Source organism: Vibrio sp. 2033, assembly GCF_033339735.1.
The window spans coordinates 1-16,863 of record NZ_JAWOVC010000006.1; the positions used below are offsets into that span (position 1 = coordinate 1).

Consider the following 16,863-nt stretch of genomic DNA (forward strand, 5'->3'; position numbering starts at 1 on the left):
GAAGAACAGGCTTTGGGGTAATCACTTTTGGCAAAGAGGCTATTTTGTCGATAGTGTTGGAATCAATGAAGAAATAATACGCCGATATGTAAGACATCAAGAGAAGCAAGAGCGAGTAGAGCAGCAGCAATTGGCGCTGGACTAAACAAAGGCCCCCTTTTAGGGGGCTCACACAAAGCCACCTTCTTTAGAAGGTGGTAATTTACTATTATGTACCGTATTAAAAAGCGAGTGGGAAGAGCGACGCTTACTCATCTATTTGAGGATGAGAGTATTGCTGATATTCAGGTAACTCTTTTCTTAAATTACTAAATGTCGCCCATGCACTTTCTTTTGAAAGTTTGTTGATCAGCCAGTTTGGCAATAGACCTCCGGGGTCAGCAAACGCCTTGTATTCCACGAGTGTTGTATCGTTTGTGAGTTTTTGTAATTCCCAAGTCGCATCAACCGAGCGAATTCGAACATAACCATTTTGTTCAGCAAGATATGAGTCAGGTGCGCTTTTGATTTCTATGGTGAATCCCAGCTCATCGACCCAGTACTTTGAGTAGGTGACCATATCCCGATTTTTGGCAGGCCATGGTGCTTTAAACTGGGTGTAAACGATGTTCTCGGTGGCCGATATTTGATTTAAAACCCGGCTATGACTGGTATTGTCAATCCAGTTCGGGATATTGTCACTGTCTTCTAGTAGCGTTAAAAATGCACCATAGCTGGTGGGTGTGAACATCCGGGCACGGATCTCAACTAAACCGTCACTATGTTCTCGGGAGTAAATTGTGATTCCATTCTTGTCACTCTCGAACTGCCAGTTCTCGTTGGCGCTCGCGTCAGTACCAGCGGATATCAATGTGGCGAGTGTTAAGGCGCCAATTCTTAAATGCAACATCATGTTAGTATCCGCCAACTTTTCCTAAATTTAAGTTTATACTATTTGTTGTAGCTATAAGGACAATAGTATGTTTTTTGTTATTGTTCTGAAGGTTGCTCTGCACTGAAGCCACGTTGAATGTTGGTGAAGGTAAGCGATGCAAATATTACGATAACGATCGCTAGATGCCATGCTTGACTCAATCCAAGCTGCACCAGAGTTAAGCTGACCAATGAGGAGACGACCATTTGTCCACCACCAGACATTGCCGCTGCGGCACCTGCTTGCTTTTTATAAGGTTGCATTACCATCGCTTGTGCACAAGGTAGGGCAATACCATTACCCAAGATCATTAATAGCTGTCCTAGCATCAGAAATAGAGGCTCAACAGGGCAGAAAAATAACCATATTGCGGCAGCGAGGTGAAGAAATGGGGTGCAAAGCAGCATTTTTTTATTGCCAATAATTGGCCTTACTCGGTTACAAATCGTGGTACCACATAACATACCCAAAGCGGGAATGAGCGCCCACATCGCGTATTGAGCGGAGGTCATGCCAATTTGATCTTGCATGATAAATGGCATCACAGAGACTGTCGTAATCATTAAGCTGAAGTTTAACCAACTGATACTGGCGAAACTCATAAAGTAACGAGATGTAATTAAGCTCTTGTATTGGAGCAACATTTTTCGGGGTGACGGAATGACAGAACGTTTTGTGATGGTTTCTGTGAACTTAAAGGCGATGATTACCCAGGCCAGCGAGACATAGCCCAATAGAGAAATAAACACCATACTCCAACCGAAGTGGAAGTTGATAAAGCCGCCAATCACAGGTGCAATAAGTGGCGTGATTGAAGCCGCCATGGCGATGTAAGACATTGCCACTGGGAGTTCATCCCCGCTAAATCTATCTCGAGTCGACGCTCTCGCGAGTACCGCGCAGCATCCTGTACCTAACCCTTGTAAAAAGCGCCCCATCACCATCCCTGTAAATGTGTCACTGAAGAAAATAATCATCAGCAGACCAGACATCGCGATGAGTAAACCGGTAAGTAATACTCTTTTTCGTCCTAAAGCATCTGACACTGGCCCGTAGATAAATTGAGAGGGGCCAAAGCCGAGCAAATAAATACTCACAAGTAGTTGAGCTTGGTCGAGGGAGATGGAAAAGTCTTTTGCTATCCATGGCAAAGAGGGCATGACTAGCCCCATGCTCAACTGGCCAACGCTAATAATAAGACAGGCGAGTAGTATAGTATGAAAGTTGATTGGGCGACTCATGACGGGTCTCCATTCAAACAACTTTTTTGGCGTCGTGATCTTAAGCCACCTTCGTCATCCACTTCATTTAGCTTTGCTTTGACCCGCTTCACAGTCGATAGACTGACTTCGCATTGCTCTGCTACGTTTTGCAATGTGTAGCCTTCTAGCAGTAACGTTGCGATCTGTTGGTGTTTGGTTTTGTTTGCGGGGCGGCCGCGAAACTTCTGTTTCCATAATTCTGGCTGCTCTTTAATGGCCTGTCGCCCTTGCTCTGCGGCAAACAGGCGATGTTCAGTCTGCACTTTCCCATATCCAGATAACACTGTGAGTAGTGTTTGAGTTTGAACAGAACCTGGCTCAAAAGTTATTGATTCACATACGGTTTTCAATGTTACCCCTTTATCGAGTAGCATTTTTATCGTGTTCAATGCTTGACTAAAGTCGCGACCAAATGCGGTCAGCCACCAGAGCACAATCGTATCCCCAGCTCTGACGGAATCGAGCAGTCGTAAGAATGCCTCTCTCTCGGTTGGAGGCATGCAACCACGAACCTTATCCTCAAAATGCTGAGCTTCGGGCGCAAAAGCTTTTAGAGTATTAAGGTGCTCTTGGTAAGCTCGATTTTTTGGCGAATAACGAGTGTAAAGATACGTGGTCATAAGGATTATGAGCCTTTTTTTGTTTGGTTCATATAGTGTAATAGCTCATAAATATACATGGGTTCATTAATGCTTACAACACTAAATGAGCCGTTTGGGAGTCACAGGCAAATAAAAAAGCCAACCGAATGGCTGGCTATAGCTATTTAAGCTTTTGTTGTCTGGCGCTCGATTAACTTCACTGGCACCATCATTTTTACTAGGCTGCCGTTTTTCGTATTAATTTGATCAACAATGATCTTCACGCACTCGCGAGCGAGGCGACGGAAATCCTGGCGGAACGTGGTTAATTGATAGCTTAACCATTCTGTCTGAGGAATATTATCAAAACCAATGACTTGTAAGTCCTGAGGAATCCTCAACCCGCATTCTATACGGGCGATATCCATGACCGCCATCGCAAGGTTATCGGTTGCACAGAACACTGCTTCAGGCCGATTTTTGTCTGCCAGTATGGCACGGACTTTATCAAGTGAGCTCGCGTAGTCATAGCTGGCTTCAATGATGCGTGGCGTCTTGCCGGTTAGGTCTTCAAATTCAGAGCAGAAGCCGCTTTGGCGTTCGTCATTCGTAAAGGTTGGCACTTCTCCCGTCAAATAAACCGCGTTCTTCACGCCACTTTTGTGCAGAAGTTGCGCGGCTTGTTGGCCTGCTTCGTAGTTGTCACTGATAACGTAGCTACTCCTAGTACCTTCAACAACTCGTGCGTATTGAACAATTGGGATATTAAACTCTTCACATTCTTCATAAAGGGACTTATTGAAGGTTGCGGAAGCAGCAATGACACCATCGACGCGATACTGGAAGATATTTGGGATTGAGTGGCCCTCTTCTTCATCCACTTGCCATGGAATCAATACGGCAGAATAACCTTTTTTCTGTAACTCACTGGAAATTAACTGCAGTGTTTTCATATGGATAGGGTAATCCGCATCAGGAAACACCAAACCTATCAATTTCGATTCGTTTGTGGTCAGGCTACGTGCAAAGGCGTTAGGGCGGTAGTTAAGGGCTTTAGCCGCTTCAAAGACTTTTTGCTTGGTCTTTTCGGATACTGAGCTACCCGGAACAAACACGCGCGATACAGTAGATTGAGAGACGCCTGCCATCTTTGCCACATCTTTTGATGTGACTACGTGTTTAATTGATTTCATGAATAAAACTTAGTTGCCAGTAATTGAGGTCATAAGACTAGCATAAATAGGTACGTATTCATAAATGTTCTGACGGGGTATCCTAAGTAGAATAATGGCTTTGGAGTGTTAAAAAGCAAAATGTGGGTTAACCCATTCGATTTGCTTTGAGCTAGCACTAGATCTAGAGCGTAGATACTGTCCGTTTGTTGGACGTACAGTATCTACGTAAAGAACATTAATTTGCTTGTTTGACTGCAACTTTACGTTTCGGGGAGAGGAGTGAATACCCCATGTATCCGATGCAAGCGGTAGCGACAAGAATAGAGCAGCCACGCATAAAGTTAATCAGCATAGGAGCGTTGTCGGTAAACGCGTTGATCCCCCAAAGCATCACGATCGAGAATACAAACATCACTAGTAAGCCATAACATGGAGCATCGATTTTGCCGGGAACGACATACCAACCATCTTCCTTGATTGGTTTATTTAGACGAGCATATTCCGCTTGCTGGCCTTTCACTGTGTAAAGATGCATTTCATCTTGTTTACCCGTCAGGAGAAGGCTAGCAATGTAAGCGACAACGGCATTCACAAGGACGCCAATCACGCAATACCAAGGCCACGCAATATCGGTCGCAACGGCTACATACCAGATCACCAAGAAGCTAGCAGCAACGCCAATTAACAAGCCTTTTTCCGTAATGTGTTTTGAGTAGAAACCAAGGACGAACATACAGAAGCTCGCACCGACAAAGTAAGAGCCTGCCTTACTCAGCACTTCCAGTACCGAGCCTGTGCTGGTGGCAAACATGATCGCTGGAATGATGACCAAAATCGCCCACGCCACCGTGAAGAAACGCGATACCTTTAAGTAATGCTCTTCCGACTCGTTTTGCTTGTAGAAGCGTTTGTAAAAGTCAGCCACAGAAACGGTCGCCATTGAGTTAAATGCGGAATCGAGACTCGACATACTTGCCGCCAGAATCGCAGCGGCAATGATGCCCATCAAGCCTGGCATTCCATATTCACTCGCATAATGAAGAATGATGGTGTTGCCGTTTTCAAACTCTTTACCGTCGTAATAAGCGTTGAACAGGACGCCAAGCAAGATAAAGACAAAGTAAATAAAGAAGGCCACGTAGCCCATCATCAACATTGCCTTTTTCGCATCGCCCATGTTTTTCGCGGCCATACAACGTTGTACCATCATCTGGTTACCGCCATACACGGTGGTGTGGAACATCGTCATTGCGATAACGCCGGCCCATACAGTCGTTACTTGGCTTAGGTCAAAACTTGTTTGTAGGGCATCGGTCATTCCTTTCGCTTTGAGCTCTGCCATGACCTCCGTCATTGGAGCAGGCATGCCATTCCAAACGGCTTCAATGATGATGAATGCGCCAATAAATAAGATTACTGCTTGAATCACATCGGTCCAAATGACAGCCGCGATACCGCCCATTACGGTGTAGATAAGGGCAATTGCAGTGACGATCATGATGCAGTACATCACGTCGATACCAGTAATGAACTCTAAAATCATTGCTGTCGCGTAGAGTACGGCTGCCGAGCTCAATGCTTGTTTGATAAGGAAGATAAACGACAAAGTCAGTCGTGAAGCCTTACCGAAGCGTCGTTCTTGATACTCGTAGATGGAGGTTAAACCGTTGTTGTAGAAAAACGGCATAAACACAGCCACGATGAAGAAGATCACCAGCGGATAATTGAGGTGAATCGCGATAACCGACAGGCCTTCTTTGTAAGACCAAGCTGGCCCACCAAGGAAAGACATGGCACTCACGTAAGTACAAACGACAGAAATACCGATCGCCCACCAAGGGATGCTCTTATCACCCAAAGCGAATTGGCTAGCTGAAGTGACTCGCTTACCAATCACCGCACCCAGTACTAGCGTTAGGGCGATGTATCCCCCAAGGATGCTCCAGTTAAGTGCGCCAAACTCATGCATAATTAGGTCCTTCTAACTGTTCTTTCATTTGTGCAAACACGTCATAGCCAAGTTGCAGCAGGATATGAACGATGTCGATCGCCACCCAGTTTTCCTTCAGTAAATCGCCTTCGCGTCGCCAAATGTCCATAACGCGAAGTTCGATGTGTTTTCCGGTTGGGGCAAGACCGAGCCAGCCACTGTGACCAGTGTGAGAACCATGCATATGTGGCCAACCACCTGTGGATACGTAGTCATTTTTGGCCAAAAAATTGACCTCAATATCGACACTTCGATCTGGGAACGCAAACACAAATGGCGCTTGATGGTGGTTACGGAAACCTTTGATACCGCGCGTAGTACCAATACCAGCAGGGCCGTACCACATGAAGTCATTGTGCCAGTAGTTTTCTAAATCCATCGAGAAAAGATCTTTGCCATCAAAACGACCCAAGCAAGACAGCATATCTTCAACCAGCTGGGCGCTCTTTTCACTTTCTTCCAAAGACACAACAGATTGTTGAATACCGTTAGAAGTTGCAGGAGAAGGAACCAAGCCATCGTGACCTAAGCTTTTACGAAGAGGGTTGCAGCCTGCTTGATTCATCGCGTCGATGAAGTCTGGGATCATGTAAGATTCGGTGATTTGGTCGTTCTCCACACACACCATTTCGGTGTAACGCAAGTAGAGTGTTTTCCCTGTTGCTGGGATGCCAAACAGTGGTTGTTCAAATGTACCGATAAAGTAGCCGGTAGAGTTGTACCAAGTGCGGCCTTCGTATTCGCCGTGCATAACAATTATTGGTCGGCGCTCGGCGTCAGGCAAAGCATTAACAAGTGGTGAGAGGAAAGATTCGTGGGTTGCATCTGGGCCATTAAGATCGTTCACAGGGTGCGCCACGCACCATTTTACGTCAGGGTTCAAAGTTTGCAGAGCGGCCTGTTTTTGCTCGATGTCTGCGGCTTTGAAGTAGTTCTGGTAGAACTGTTCGATGATGTTGAGTGACATGTTGCTTCCTTACTGTCTGTGATTTTAATAAATAGTGTTTAGTCAGCCGTTAGCCTTGCTGAAGCAGGATTTGCTTCCAGATTGCGGTCTCGTCAAACAAAGTGAATTCGCGACGAAGACCCCAAGGGCCAAACTCAGCGTGGCTGATCCCCATGATGTAAACCTCTTTTCCTGAAGGCTTACCAAACATCCCATATCCCTCATGCTTACCGTGCAAAGACCATCGAATTGCCGCGCGTGGTGACATCATGTCGTCATCTCGGCCAATACGATGGTGAACGGTAAATTGAGCATTTGGGAAAGACGCACGAAGTGCCATCCAAAAATGATCGACTTCCGAGTGTGATAGGGCAGTTTGACCGCCAGTGTATTCGCCGATGCAAGCGCGGTCGTACTCTTTCGGTACTATTGAGAACTCGGCATTCATAAGGCTTCTGAGAATTGCTTCGTATCGCTGACCATATTCGTTGTCGTTGCCTACGCCCAAATAAGGTCCAGGAATGTCGACTTCAGGTGTGAACGGAAATGGGCTTGATTCCACGCCACCTTCAAATTCGATTTGTTGGCGTGCAAACTCTTCTGACGTCATGCCCAGTTGCTTCGCGATATCGGCTTGATCGCGAACCAACCATTCGTCATTGATTTGGTTATTGATAGCGTGGCAATCTGCGATAATACGGAAACGAAGTTTGCGGTTCGAGGCTTGCCCGTAGAAGCCGTTGCCACTGTGTGTTGCAGTAGAGATGATTCGATGAGAAGAAAGCATGCCTTGTTCCGGGGTGCCTGACCAAATGACGTCTTCGCCATATAGCGTGCGATCGGGAAACTCGGCCAGTGTCGCCATTGTTGCACTGATCACCCCTTCGTTTCCTTGAACGATAGAGAGTGGAGTACGCACAACAATGTCGGGAGAGTAGTAGTGTTCTAAGGTGTTTAAACCTCGGTCTTCCCAAATCTCTTTTGTGATACCAAGAATGTAGTCGGGAAAATCACGCCACTTTTCATCGAAGCCAACCATGGCCATAAATCACCTCCGTAATTGAATAATTATGTTTGAATTATGTTTTGATTACGTATTCAAAATATATCATGTTGCCATTTTGTCAACGGATTGTTTTTCGATTGTTTAAATAGCGTGCTGATGATCAGGTTTTTAACAATTGAGCGGAAAATAAACTAAAAAAGTACAGGAGAGATGGAAGCTATCTCTTATCGAGACGTGTTAATAAGAAAGGAGGTCAAAGTTTTTTGTATGAATTTCATAATATCTTATTGTTTTTTTAATCGCTTAATTTATTTTGATCTGTTTGAATGGAAACAAATGATTAAGCCAAAACTGATAATCATGCAGATCAAGGCACCCAAATAGACTTTATCGCTAATATTCAGCTATTTTGGTGTCAATTATCCTTATATCTTTCAAATTTTCCTTTTGCATACGAATGCTTAAAGGCTTTTTTATTAAATCGGAAGTAGATAACGAATAAGCCACTAGAAAGGTGTTTATCTAGTGGCTATAACAGTCATAAGCGCTCTATGAGTGCAACGATCAGGATAAAAGCGCAGGTAACGATAGCGAGATGGCAGGGATGAAGGTAATCAACATCAAGGCCACTATCATTGCACCAATCCAACCCATGATGGCTTTAGAGAGCGACTCTATCGGTACTTTGCCTACCTGACTTGCCATAAACAGGTTGGCACCCAGAGGAGGCGTAACAAAGCCAATGGCTAAGTTCACGATCATCACGATACCAAAATGAACTGGGTCCATGCCGAGTGCTGACGTAATGGGTAACAGAATTGGTGTGAGAATAACAATCGCTGCCAGCGTTTCCATAAAGGTACCGACGAGCAACAACAGGACATTGATGCAAAGCAGTATCAGAAGTTTGTTTTCGGTAATCGATAGAATGAACTGAGCGATCTCAGTCGGCAGACGCTCTAGCGTCAATATGCGGCCAAACGTCACGGACGCACCCACAATGACGAGCACTGCGCCAACTAACAGTGACGACTCTAGAATGATTTTCACAACTTGCGCTGGTTTGAGCTCTTTATAAACAAACATGCCAAAGAATAAGCCATAGAGCACGCCAATCGCTGCGGATTCGGTAGGCGTGAAGATACCGGAATAGATACCGCCGAGAATGATTACGGGTAGTAGCATTGCCCAACTGGCTTCTTTTAGTGCATCAAGACGCTCTGACCAAGTGGCTTTGCGTTCGTTACCTGTGTAGCCCCGCATTTTTGACACAATTAGACAATAGCCGATCAATACCATACCGACGACCAAGCCAGGAATGATGCCTGCCATGAACATTTTAGTTACCGAGACTTCAGCTGTGATCGCGTAGACGATCATCACCACAGAGGGTGGAATAATGACGCCAATTCCGCCGGAGGACGCGATTAAAGCACCTGCAAAGCTGCGGTCGTAGCCTTTCTTCACCATCGAAGGAATCATCGTCAGGCCGATAGCGGCAACAGTGGCAGACCCTGTACCAGAGATGGATGCGAAGAACATACACGCCACAATGGCCACGATACCAAGCCCGCCAGTAAAGTGGCCAAAGAAGACCTCCGCCACATGCAATAATCGTTTTGAGATCCCTCCTTGGCTCATAAGGTTACCTGCTAAGGTAAAAAGAACGACGGCGAGGAGAGGGAAGGAGTCGAGCCCTGTCACCAAGCCTTGTACTAAAAACTCGATGTTAAGGAATGGCAGGCTTAATATCGCGACCATACTGGCTGCCGCCAGAGCAATACCGACCGGAACGCCAATGAGCAGAAGCAGACCAAAGCTGCCAAACAAAAGTGCAGACGTCATGCGTTAAACTCCAATAGTCGGTTAGAAGTACGATACTTTGCTTTGATATGGCGATAGCGTTGGCGAGAAAAGCGAACTCGTTCATTGCTGGTGGAGCACGCGTTCACACGTTGATAAATGCTTGTCACTAGGCGCGCGCAGCTTAATAGTGCGCAAACTAAAACAGAGGCATACAAACACGCAATAGGAATTTCCATTGCGGGTGCAATCTGACCGAGTTGCAGGCTGCGGTTTATAACCTTAAATCCAAACCAGGCGACAGTTGCACTAAAGGCAAGGTAGATAAGATCAGAGACAATCAAACTGAATTGCGTCCAATTGCCCGGAAGTTTATCGATGAACACACGAATGCGGATGTGTCGATCATCTCGGATACAGTAGCTGATGCTCAGGTACATCGCCCATACGAATAAATAACGAGCCAGCTCTTCAGCCCACGCGATCGTTGCATCGAACAGGCGTAGGGCGATTTGCAAGCACAGTAAAGTTGTCATCGTTGAGATCGCGATAACGATAAGGGTTGGTTCTAGGTATTTGTCTAGTAAGCGAAACCACTTCATGTTCACCTCCAAAACGAGAAAGCACGACCTGTTGCCAGATCGTGCAAAAGAGTGGGAGTTATAGGCGTTCTATCTCGGCCATCACGTTGTCAAACAAGTCTTTACCCGTTTTACTGCGCAAGTCCTGGTACACGGCCGCATTCATTTTCTCTTTCATGATGCTGCGTACCTCGTCTGGGACGATGTTAACCGTCATGCCTTTTGCTTCGAGCTCTTTGATTACTTCTCGGTTTTGCTGCGCGGCGAGCTCACGCTGTTTTGCGATGGTTTCTTTGCTTACTTCACTGATCAGCGCTTGTTGTGCGGCCGGCAGTGAATCCCAAAACGATTTGTTCATGAACAACACGTAGTTGGTGTATATATGGTTAGTTAAAGAGAGATACTTTTGTGCCTCGTAAAAACGTTCGGCATAAATAGAGTAGATAGCACTTTCTTGAGCGTTAATCAGGCCTTGTTGTAACGAGGTGAAAATTTCTCCCCAAGACAGAGGTGTTGGCGCAGTACCAATAGATTTCCAAGCGCTTATTTGAGTGGGGTTAGATGCCGAGCGAATCTTTAGCCCTTTCAGGTCCTCAATACTATCAACTGGCTGTTTGTTGTTGGTCACGCTACGAAAGCCGACCTCCATAAAGCCAAGTCCATGAAAGCCTTTTGATTCCATAGCATTCAACAATGGTTGTCCGATCTTCTCACTGTCGAGCGCTTTGTGTGCTTGCTCTTCGCTATCAAAAAGGTAGAACACGTCGAGCACGTTAAACTCTGGGACGTAGGGAGAGAGTAAAACTGACGCACCAAACGTCATTTGTAAGTTGCCTTGCTGTACGAGTTCAGTCGTCTCACGCACATCGCCTAGTTGTCTTGCCGGATAGATTTCAACTTCTATCTCACCGTTTGAGCGAGCTTCCACTTCTTGTTCGAAATAGAGCATTGCTTTGTGTACGGGAGAGGTTTCTTGACTGTCATGAGCAAGACGAATAACACTGGTTGCAAACGTATTCATACTGCTAAATGCAAGCCCCAGTGCGGTAAGTGAAGTAAGGATTGCTTTCTTCATCGTTCTTCCTTGTTTCTGGTATGACATGCCATGGGCATTCGTTGGCAAGTCACACAACTTTTTATGTTTTTATAAATTAGTTGAGCAATTCATATCCATTTTGCATACGAATCCAAAATAAAACATTAAAGTAACAAGTCAATAACAAGATTGATGAATTGATGAGGTATTAAATAACGATTGGTGAAAATTTAATCGTGATCACAGAAAATGCCTTACTCGAAAGCAAGGCATTTTGTTTTATGAAGAATGAATAAAAATGGATTTATTAAATGGTGCTACTACGTTCGATCAAGGTGCCTTGCTCGAAAAGGTATTCGCCAGTTGCATCCAGGTTGCCGTTGATTCGATTCATCAAGTCTTCAACCGCTCGTTTAACAATTTTGTCGACTGGTTGAGCAATGGTGGTCAAATCATAGCTCGGCCATGCAGACATCGGAATGTTATCTACACCCATCACAGAGAAGTCTTGGGGGATCTTTGCTCCGGCTTGTCGCAAGCCATCCATCACACCCATGGCGAGGATGTCGTTTGCACAAAAAATTGCATCGGGTTTGCTAGTGTGCGACAAGATCGCTTTCGCCGCTTCTAAGCCTGCTTCAAAGCTGTACTTGGCTTGGATAAAGGTTGGTGACGGGGAGCCGAGTTCTTGCAATTTTGAAGAGAAACCCAGCCAACGCTCTTCACTGGTCATGGAGCCAGCATCGCCACTGATATAAGCACACTGTTTTGCGCCTTTCTGCGTTAAATACTCGGCTGCTTGTTGGCCCGCCAATCGGTTATCAATACCAGAGCTATTGGCATTAATACCCTCGGCGTAGCGGTTAATCAAGCTTAAATGAACGCCAAACTTTTCGCATTGGGCAAACGCGCGTGAGGTTAAACGGCTGGTGGCGATAACGAGTCCGTCCACTTGGTATTCAATGGCGCGTGAAATGGCGAGATCGAGGTCGTCCTTGTCGATAGGGCAAAGCACAACTTGTCCGCCTCGCTTTTGAATTTCGACAGCCAAAGCACGAGATTGCATGTCGTACATTGGGTTTGATTCGCTATCTAACGCAATCGCCACTAAGCCTGAACGATTCGAAATCAGACCTCGGGCGATGGCATTCGGTGTGTATCCGAGCTTAGCTGCGGCATCCATCACCATTTTGCGTTTCTTCTCGCTAATACTCGCAGTCGGGCTGAATGCTCTAGATACCGTCGATTGAGAGACGCCGAGCATCTTCGCGACGTCGATCGAAGTTACTTTCGCTTTAATGGTGATACTCCTTATTTAAGGCCATTGAACCTTCTCATACGTGCTGAGTGTATGGGCTAGGGGATTTCTGTGTCTAGAGCATTACATTGATAAGGCGTAAATATCAGAGAAAACTCAAGAATTCATCACATTTCTCTCTTGTTTGAAGCCATCAATGATCATTTTGTGTTCAGACCCAACACAAAAGAAGCTAACGCCGAGTTCACGCCATTCCCGAGCTTGTTGAGCCGTCGCGACAAACATGCCAACAGGTTTATTGGCGGCTCTGGCCGCTTCGATTACTCGCATACTTGCTTGTGCGACTTTCTCATCATGAACGCTATCAGCACCATAAGCGACAGTGAGATCAACTTGGCCAATGAAGAGCGCATCAATTCCTTCAACATTGGCAATCGCTTCAACATTTTCAACCCCTTGAGGGTCTTCAATTTGTGCAATGACAATCGTATTCGCACGGCTGTCTTTTAAGTGTTCAACCATGGGCTTAGTGGCGTATTGCGCTGCTCGACTGGAACCAGCATACCCTCGGCCACCTTCTCCGTAATGGCAGATTTTCGCCAGTTGCGTCGCTTGCTCAGCAGTACAAACATGGGGAATTTGTACACCCGCCGCGCCACAGTCAAGCGCGTTCAAAATGGTTGAAGGAGCGCTGTCTTGTACTCGTACCACGCACGCGAGGTCATTCGCTCTGGCCGCCATGATGCACAGATCAAGCGAGGAACGATCGAAAGGTGCGTGCTCTGCATCCAGTACCACAAAAGGCAACTCTGCCAGTGCCAATACCTCGATAATGTGAGGATGAGGGGTTTTAACAAATGTACCTAATAGCGTTTCTTTAGTCAGACGTTGCTTAAAATTGCTCATAATTCTCTCCTTTGCAAAGGTATGCAAAAACTAACATGTAGAAATATAAATGATGAGTAAAAATGATGTGATCTAAAACTCATTTTTGATTAAAAATTAAACTCAATCAAGGTGCTTATTACTTGATTTTATTTGTTTAAATTAATCAATACAAAGGCTTAAGGATTATTTTTGTGGTTTGTTGACTTAACTTGTCAAATGTTAATTAAGTGTTTAATCTGATTTTGCATTCGTATCCAAACGCATAAAAATAACCGTTCGTCAGCCTCAATGTTCAAGGAGAAACCCAATGGCACGCATTTTAAAAAACGGAATCACTGAAGAAGCATCAGCATCAAACGACGCAAAAGTGCGTCAGATTGTTGAAAACATTCTTGCTGATATTGAATCGAAAGGTGATAGCGCTGTACGTGAGTTGTCTGAAAAGTTTGATAACTGGTCGCCGGAGCAATTCCGCCTGTCAGAAGAGCAAATCCAAGCCTGTGTGGATGCGCTTGATGAATCGACTCGTCATGATATCGAGTTCGCTCAGCAACAAGTTCGAAAATTTGCTCAAATTCAACGTGACTCAATGAAAGACGTCGAAGTAGAAACCATGCCTGGTGTGGTACTGGGGCATAAAAATATTCCAGTCAACAGCGTGGGTTGTTACATCCCTGGCGGTAAATACCCATTGGTTGCATCCGCTCACATGAGTGTACTGACGGCGAAAGTCGCGGGCGTAAAACGTGTTATTGCTTGTGCACCACCGTTTAATGGCCAGCCGAATGTGGCGATTGTCGCTGCGATGGCAATGGCGGGTGCGGATGAAATCTATTGCTTCGGTGGTGTTCAGGCGGTAGGTGCAATGGCTCTGGGGACGGAGACTATTGCACCGGTCGATATGATTGTAGGGCCGGGTAACGCATTTGTGGCAGAGGCAAAACGTCAGTTGTTTGGTCGCGTCGGTATCGATTTGTTTGCAGGGCCAACGGAAACCTTGGTCATTGCTGATGAGAAAGGCTGTGACCCGGAATTGGCTGCGGCAGACTTGCTTGGTCAGGCTGAGCATGGTTACAACTCTCCCGCTGTATTGTTGACCAATAGCGAAACATTTGCGCAAGAAACCATCAAAGAGATCGAACGTCAGTTAACCATTCTCCCAACGGCTGAAGTTGCGGGTAAAGCGTGGGCAGATTACGGACAAGTTATTGTGTGTGATAGCTACGAAGAAATGGTGGAAGTGGCAGACGATATCGCTTCTGAACACGTGCAAGTGATGACGGAAGATCCTAAATACTTCCTAGATAACATGACCAACTACGGTGCCTTGTTCCTAGGTCGTGAAACCAACGTTTCTTACGGCGATAAATGTATTGGTACCAACCATACACTGCCAACGAAGAAAGCGGCGCGATACACCGGTGGTCTTTGGGTAGGTAAATTTATCAAGACCTGTACTTACCAGCGTGTAACGGAAGCTGCGTCGCTAAAAGTCGGTGAGTACTGCTCTCGCTTGTGTGCACTCGAAGGTTTTGCTGGCCACAAAGAGCAAGCGGATATTCGTGTGCGCCGTTACAAAGGCAAAGTGGAAGAGGCGTAATATGTCGAAACTTGCCTTAGTCACAGGCGGCAGTGGCGGACTGGGTGCCGCCATTTGTCGCAAGCTAGCTGAATCGGGATATCGCGTAATTCTGACTTACAACAGTAATCAGAAAGCGGCCGAGGATGTGCTTTCCTCGCTGCCACGTAACGAGCATCTAGCATTCAAATTGAACGTGGCAGATTCTAGTGCGATTGAACAGCTTAAACATCAAGTCAGTGAAATAAGCGACAAGCTGGATTTGTTGGTCAACTGTGCGGGGATGACGAAATTCGTCGCGCACTCTGATTTGCAAAGTTTAGATGACCAGCTGTTTGACCAAATTTTCCAAGTGAACGTCCGTGCGCCTTTTGCCATGGTTCGAGCGTTTGAGCCTTGGCTTAAGCAAGCCAATGGTTGTGTGGTGAACATTACTTCTATCGCGGCACAGACTGCGATGGGGAGCAACATTGCTTACTGTGCAAGTAAATCTGCCGCGGAGAACATGACCCGTTCTTTAGCTCGCGCTCTGTCTCCCGAGGTTCGAGTTCTGGCTGTTGCTCCAGGGCTTGTCGACACTGAGTTTGTCAAAGGCTTGGATGACGCATGGCGTAATCAACAAGAACAATCCACACCGCTTAAGCGTTTAGCCAATGATGAAGAAGTCGCTCAAGCCGTGTACGCCGCTGCAGATCTTCTGACCTTCTCGACAGGCAATACCATCGCGGTTGATGGTGGGCGACCTTTAGGTCTGTAACACACTTTAGGTTTGTAACTAACTTTAGGTTTGTAACTAACAATTCAAAGGCTAGGTCCAAACAAGGACAACAAGGATTTACAATGACTCTACAATCTAAAATGAATAATAACCTGGTCCGCTACATGGAACTGATTCCGGGTACGAGTGCGTTTATTGATGCGCGCACGCCAGGCAGTGATCTCAAAGATAACTTTTGCATTATCGGTGCTGGGGTGGCAGAGAGCAGTCGTCAGCATGTTCATATTCGCGATACGGCGGGCTTTAATATTGGTGCTGCAGGCCAACCGCCGGGCATCAAAAATTCGTTGCACTCTCATCGTACCGCTGAGCTTTTCTTGGTGTTCAAAGGTCAGTTCCGTTTTTATTGGGGGAACGATGGAGAGCATGAGGCGGTGTTGTCTCACGGTGACGTCATCTCGATTCCAACCAATCTCTTCCGTGGATTTGAAGTGGTTGGCCGCGATTACGGCTTTATGTTCTCGGTACTTGGCGGCGACGATTCAGGTGGCGGCGTTATTTGGCATCCAAACGTTATTAAAGACAGTCAAGGTTATGGTTTATACCTCAAAGCCGATGGCACACTCGTGGACACCATTAATGGCGACCCGGTGCCACAAGAATCAGAATTGATGCCGCTGCTTACCGAAGAAGAGCTCGCGACCTTCGATACCTACACCGCAGAAGAGATGATGCCATTTGTCGCTCTGCAAAAAGATTATCGTGAAATCAAAGGCGATTTCGGCGGAAGCAACGTGAAACAATACGCCTTAACGGGTCATCCTTTGGCGAGTTATGACTTCCAAGTAAAGAGTGAAGATGAAGTGAGCATCATGGCTTATGAGCTTTCTGAAGGTGGCTCGATTCCTCAACACTGCCGAGAAGAAAAACAAGTGCTTATCAACTTTGATGGCGATACTGAAGTGGTCCTCACGCATCAAGGCGAACAAGCGAGTGTTGTTTTAACGCGCGGTGATGTGCTGAATGTTCCAGAAGGTGCGTCTTATTCACTGACGAACTTGCGTGGTAATAGTTTGACGTATTGCATTCTTGGGTCTGATCAACCAAAGCCGCTGGCAGGAGAATAA

General features: G+C 46.0%; 16 protein-coding genes. 4 read left to right on the forward strand and 12 right to left on the reverse strand.

Features of this window, described 5'->3' with window-relative positions; translation table 11 throughout:
• The coding region (locus R7P74_RS10150; RefSeq protein WP_191116411.1) for a transposase at window positions 1–145 on the forward strand (145 nt) is incomplete at its 5' end.
• A gap of 102 nt (window positions 146–247) precedes the next feature.
• On the opposite strand, the gene R7P74_RS10155 is transcribed toward R7P74_RS10150, so the two are convergent.
• From R7P74_RS10155 to R7P74_RS10210, 12 genes are all read right to left on the reverse strand, one after another.
• A complete protein-coding gene (locus R7P74_RS10155; protein WP_318122828.1) occupies window positions 248–892 on the reverse strand; it encodes an START domain-containing protein in 645 nt (214 codons plus the stop codon).
• A gap of 77 nt (window positions 893–969) precedes the next feature.
• On the reverse strand, window positions 970–2,154 hold the full coding sequence (locus R7P74_RS10160; protein ID WP_025768669.1) for a multidrug effflux MFS transporter: 1,185 nt from the start codon (window positions 2,152–2,154) through the stop codon (window positions 970–972).
• Window positions 2,151–2,795, reverse strand: coding sequence for a recombinase family protein (locus tag R7P74_RS10165; protein WP_171344786.1), 645 nt, complete (start codon window positions 2,793–2,795; stop codon window positions 2,151–2,153). The genes R7P74_RS10160 and R7P74_RS10165 overlap by 4 nt, the downstream gene beginning before the upstream one ends.
• A gap of 146 nt (window positions 2,796–2,941) precedes the next feature.
• The gene (locus tag R7P74_RS10170) at window positions 2,942–3,949 is read right to left on the reverse strand and encodes a LacI family DNA-binding transcriptional regulator (RefSeq protein ID WP_017820101.1); all 1,008 of its coding nucleotides are present in this window, start codon (window positions 3,947–3,949) and stop codon (window positions 2,942–2,944) included.
• A gap of 217 nt (window positions 3,950–4,166) precedes the next feature.
• Window positions 4,167–5,900: a sodium:solute symporter family transporter gene (locus R7P74_RS10175; RefSeq protein ID WP_005374733.1), complete on the reverse strand. Its 1,734-nt coding sequence runs from the start codon at window positions 5,898–5,900 to the stop codon at window positions 4,167–4,169.
• Window positions 5,893–6,888, reverse strand: a complete 996-nt coding sequence (locus R7P74_RS10180; RefSeq protein ID WP_256901191.1) for a nuclear transport factor 2 family protein — start codon at window positions 6,886–6,888, stop codon at window positions 5,893–5,895. Before R7P74_RS10180 ends, R7P74_RS10175 begins: the two co-directional genes overlap by 8 nt.
• Before the next feature lie 49 nt (window positions 6,889–6,937).
• The gene (locus R7P74_RS10185; RefSeq protein ID WP_017820104.1) at window positions 6,938–7,912 is read right to left on the reverse strand and encodes a nuclear transport factor 2 family protein; all 975 of its coding nucleotides are present in this window, start codon (window positions 7,910–7,912) and stop codon (window positions 6,938–6,940) included.
• Between the two features lie 525 nt (window positions 7,913–8,437).
• Window positions 8,438–9,718, reverse strand: coding sequence for a TRAP transporter large permease (locus R7P74_RS10190; protein ID WP_225473771.1), 1,281 nt, complete (start codon window positions 9,716–9,718; stop codon window positions 8,438–8,440).
• Complete coding sequence (locus R7P74_RS10195; protein ID WP_025768663.1) at window positions 9,715–10,278, reverse strand: TRAP transporter small permease; 564 nt, start codon at window positions 10,276–10,278, stop codon at window positions 9,715–9,717. The genes R7P74_RS10190 and R7P74_RS10195 overlap by 4 nt, the downstream gene beginning before the upstream one ends.
• A 58-nt stretch (window positions 10,279–10,336) precedes the next feature.
• Window positions 10,337–11,332 (reverse strand): TRAP transporter substrate-binding protein, encoded by a 996-nt coding sequence (locus R7P74_RS10200; RefSeq protein WP_137282979.1) that lies wholly within the window; start codon window positions 11,330–11,332, stop codon window positions 10,337–10,339.
• 268 nt (window positions 11,333–11,600) lie between these two features.
• Entirely contained in the window at window positions 11,601–12,557 is a 957-nt protein-coding gene (locus R7P74_RS10205; RefSeq protein WP_025768661.1) for a LacI family DNA-binding transcriptional regulator, read from the reverse strand.
• A gap of 150 nt (window positions 12,558–12,707) precedes the next feature.
• The gene (locus tag R7P74_RS10210; RefSeq protein ID WP_005374748.1) at window positions 12,708–13,457 is read right to left on the reverse strand and encodes an HpcH/HpaI aldolase family protein; all 750 of its coding nucleotides are present in this window, start codon (window positions 13,455–13,457) and stop codon (window positions 12,708–12,710) included.
• Window positions 13,458–13,746: 289 nt separating this feature from the next.
• Between R7P74_RS10210 and hisD the strand changes: the two genes are divergently transcribed.
• The 3 genes from hisD (at window position 13,747) to R7P74_RS10225 (ending at window position 16,863) form a co-directional block, all read left to right on the forward strand.
• Window positions 13,747–15,039, forward strand: a complete 1,293-nt coding sequence (gene hisD / locus R7P74_RS10215) for a histidinol dehydrogenase (protein ID WP_318122829.1) — start codon at window positions 13,747–13,749, stop codon at window positions 15,037–15,039.
• Window position 15,040: 1 nt separating this feature from the next.
• On the forward strand, window positions 15,041–15,775 hold the full coding sequence (locus R7P74_RS10220) for an SDR family NAD(P)-dependent oxidoreductase (RefSeq protein WP_025768659.1): 735 nt from the start codon (window positions 15,041–15,043) through the stop codon (window positions 15,773–15,775).
• Between the two features lie 83 nt (window positions 15,776–15,858).
• Window positions 15,859–16,863 carry a cupin gene (locus tag R7P74_RS10225; protein WP_005374765.1) on the forward strand — a complete coding sequence of 335 codons (1,005 nt, stop codon included), beginning with the start codon at window positions 15,859–15,861 and terminating at the stop codon, window positions 16,861–16,863.

Coding starts and splice junctions, on each gene's coding strand:
- R7P74_RS10190 (WP_225473771.1), bottom strand. CDS start 9,718: ATGACGTCTGCACTTTTGTTTGGCAGCTTTGGTCTGCTTCTGCTCATT.
- R7P74_RS10210 (WP_005374748.1), bottom strand. CDS start 13,457: ATGAGCAATTTTAAGCAACGTCTGACTAAAGAAACGCTATTAGGTACA.
- R7P74_RS10175 (WP_005374733.1), bottom strand. CDS start 5,900: ATGCATGAGTTTGGCGCACTTAACTGGAGCATCCTTGGGGGATACATC.
- hisD (WP_318122829.1), top strand. CDS start 13,747: ATGGCACGCATTTTAAAAAACGGAATCACTGAAGAAGCATCAGCATCA.
- R7P74_RS10185 (WP_017820104.1), bottom strand. CDS start 7,912: ATGGCCATGGTTGGCTTCGATGAAAAGTGGCGTGATTTTCCCGACTAC.
- R7P74_RS10170 (WP_017820101.1), bottom strand. CDS start 3,949: ATGAAATCAATTAAACACGTAGTCACATCAAAAGATGTGGCAAAGATG.
- R7P74_RS10225 (WP_005374765.1), top strand. CDS start 15,859: ATGACTCTACAATCTAAAATGAATAATAACCTGGTCCGCTACATGGAA.
- R7P74_RS10180 (WP_256901191.1), bottom strand. CDS start 6,888: ATGTCACTCAACATCATCGAACAGTTCTACCAGAACTACTTCAAAGCC.
- R7P74_RS10155 (WP_318122828.1), bottom strand. CDS start 892: ATGATGTTGCATTTAAGAATTGGCGCCTTAACACTCGCCACATTGATA.
- R7P74_RS10205 (WP_025768661.1), bottom strand. CDS start 12,557: ATGCTCGGCGTCTCTCAATCGACGGTATCTAGAGCATTCAGCCCGACT.
- R7P74_RS10160 (WP_025768669.1), bottom strand. CDS start 2,154: ATGAGTCGCCCAATCAACTTTCATACTATACTACTCGCCTGTCTTATT.
- R7P74_RS10220 (WP_025768659.1), top strand. CDS start 15,041: ATGTCGAAACTTGCCTTAGTCACAGGCGGCAGTGGCGGACTGGGTGCC.
- R7P74_RS10200 (WP_137282979.1), bottom strand. CDS start 11,332: ATGAAGAAAGCAATCCTTACTTCACTTACCGCACTGGGGCTTGCATTT.
- R7P74_RS10195 (WP_025768663.1), bottom strand. CDS start 10,278: ATGAAGTGGTTTCGCTTACTAGACAAATACCTAGAACCAACCCTTATC.
- R7P74_RS10165 (WP_171344786.1), bottom strand. CDS start 2,795: ATGACCACGTATCTTTACACTCGTTATTCGCCAAAAAATCGAGCTTAC.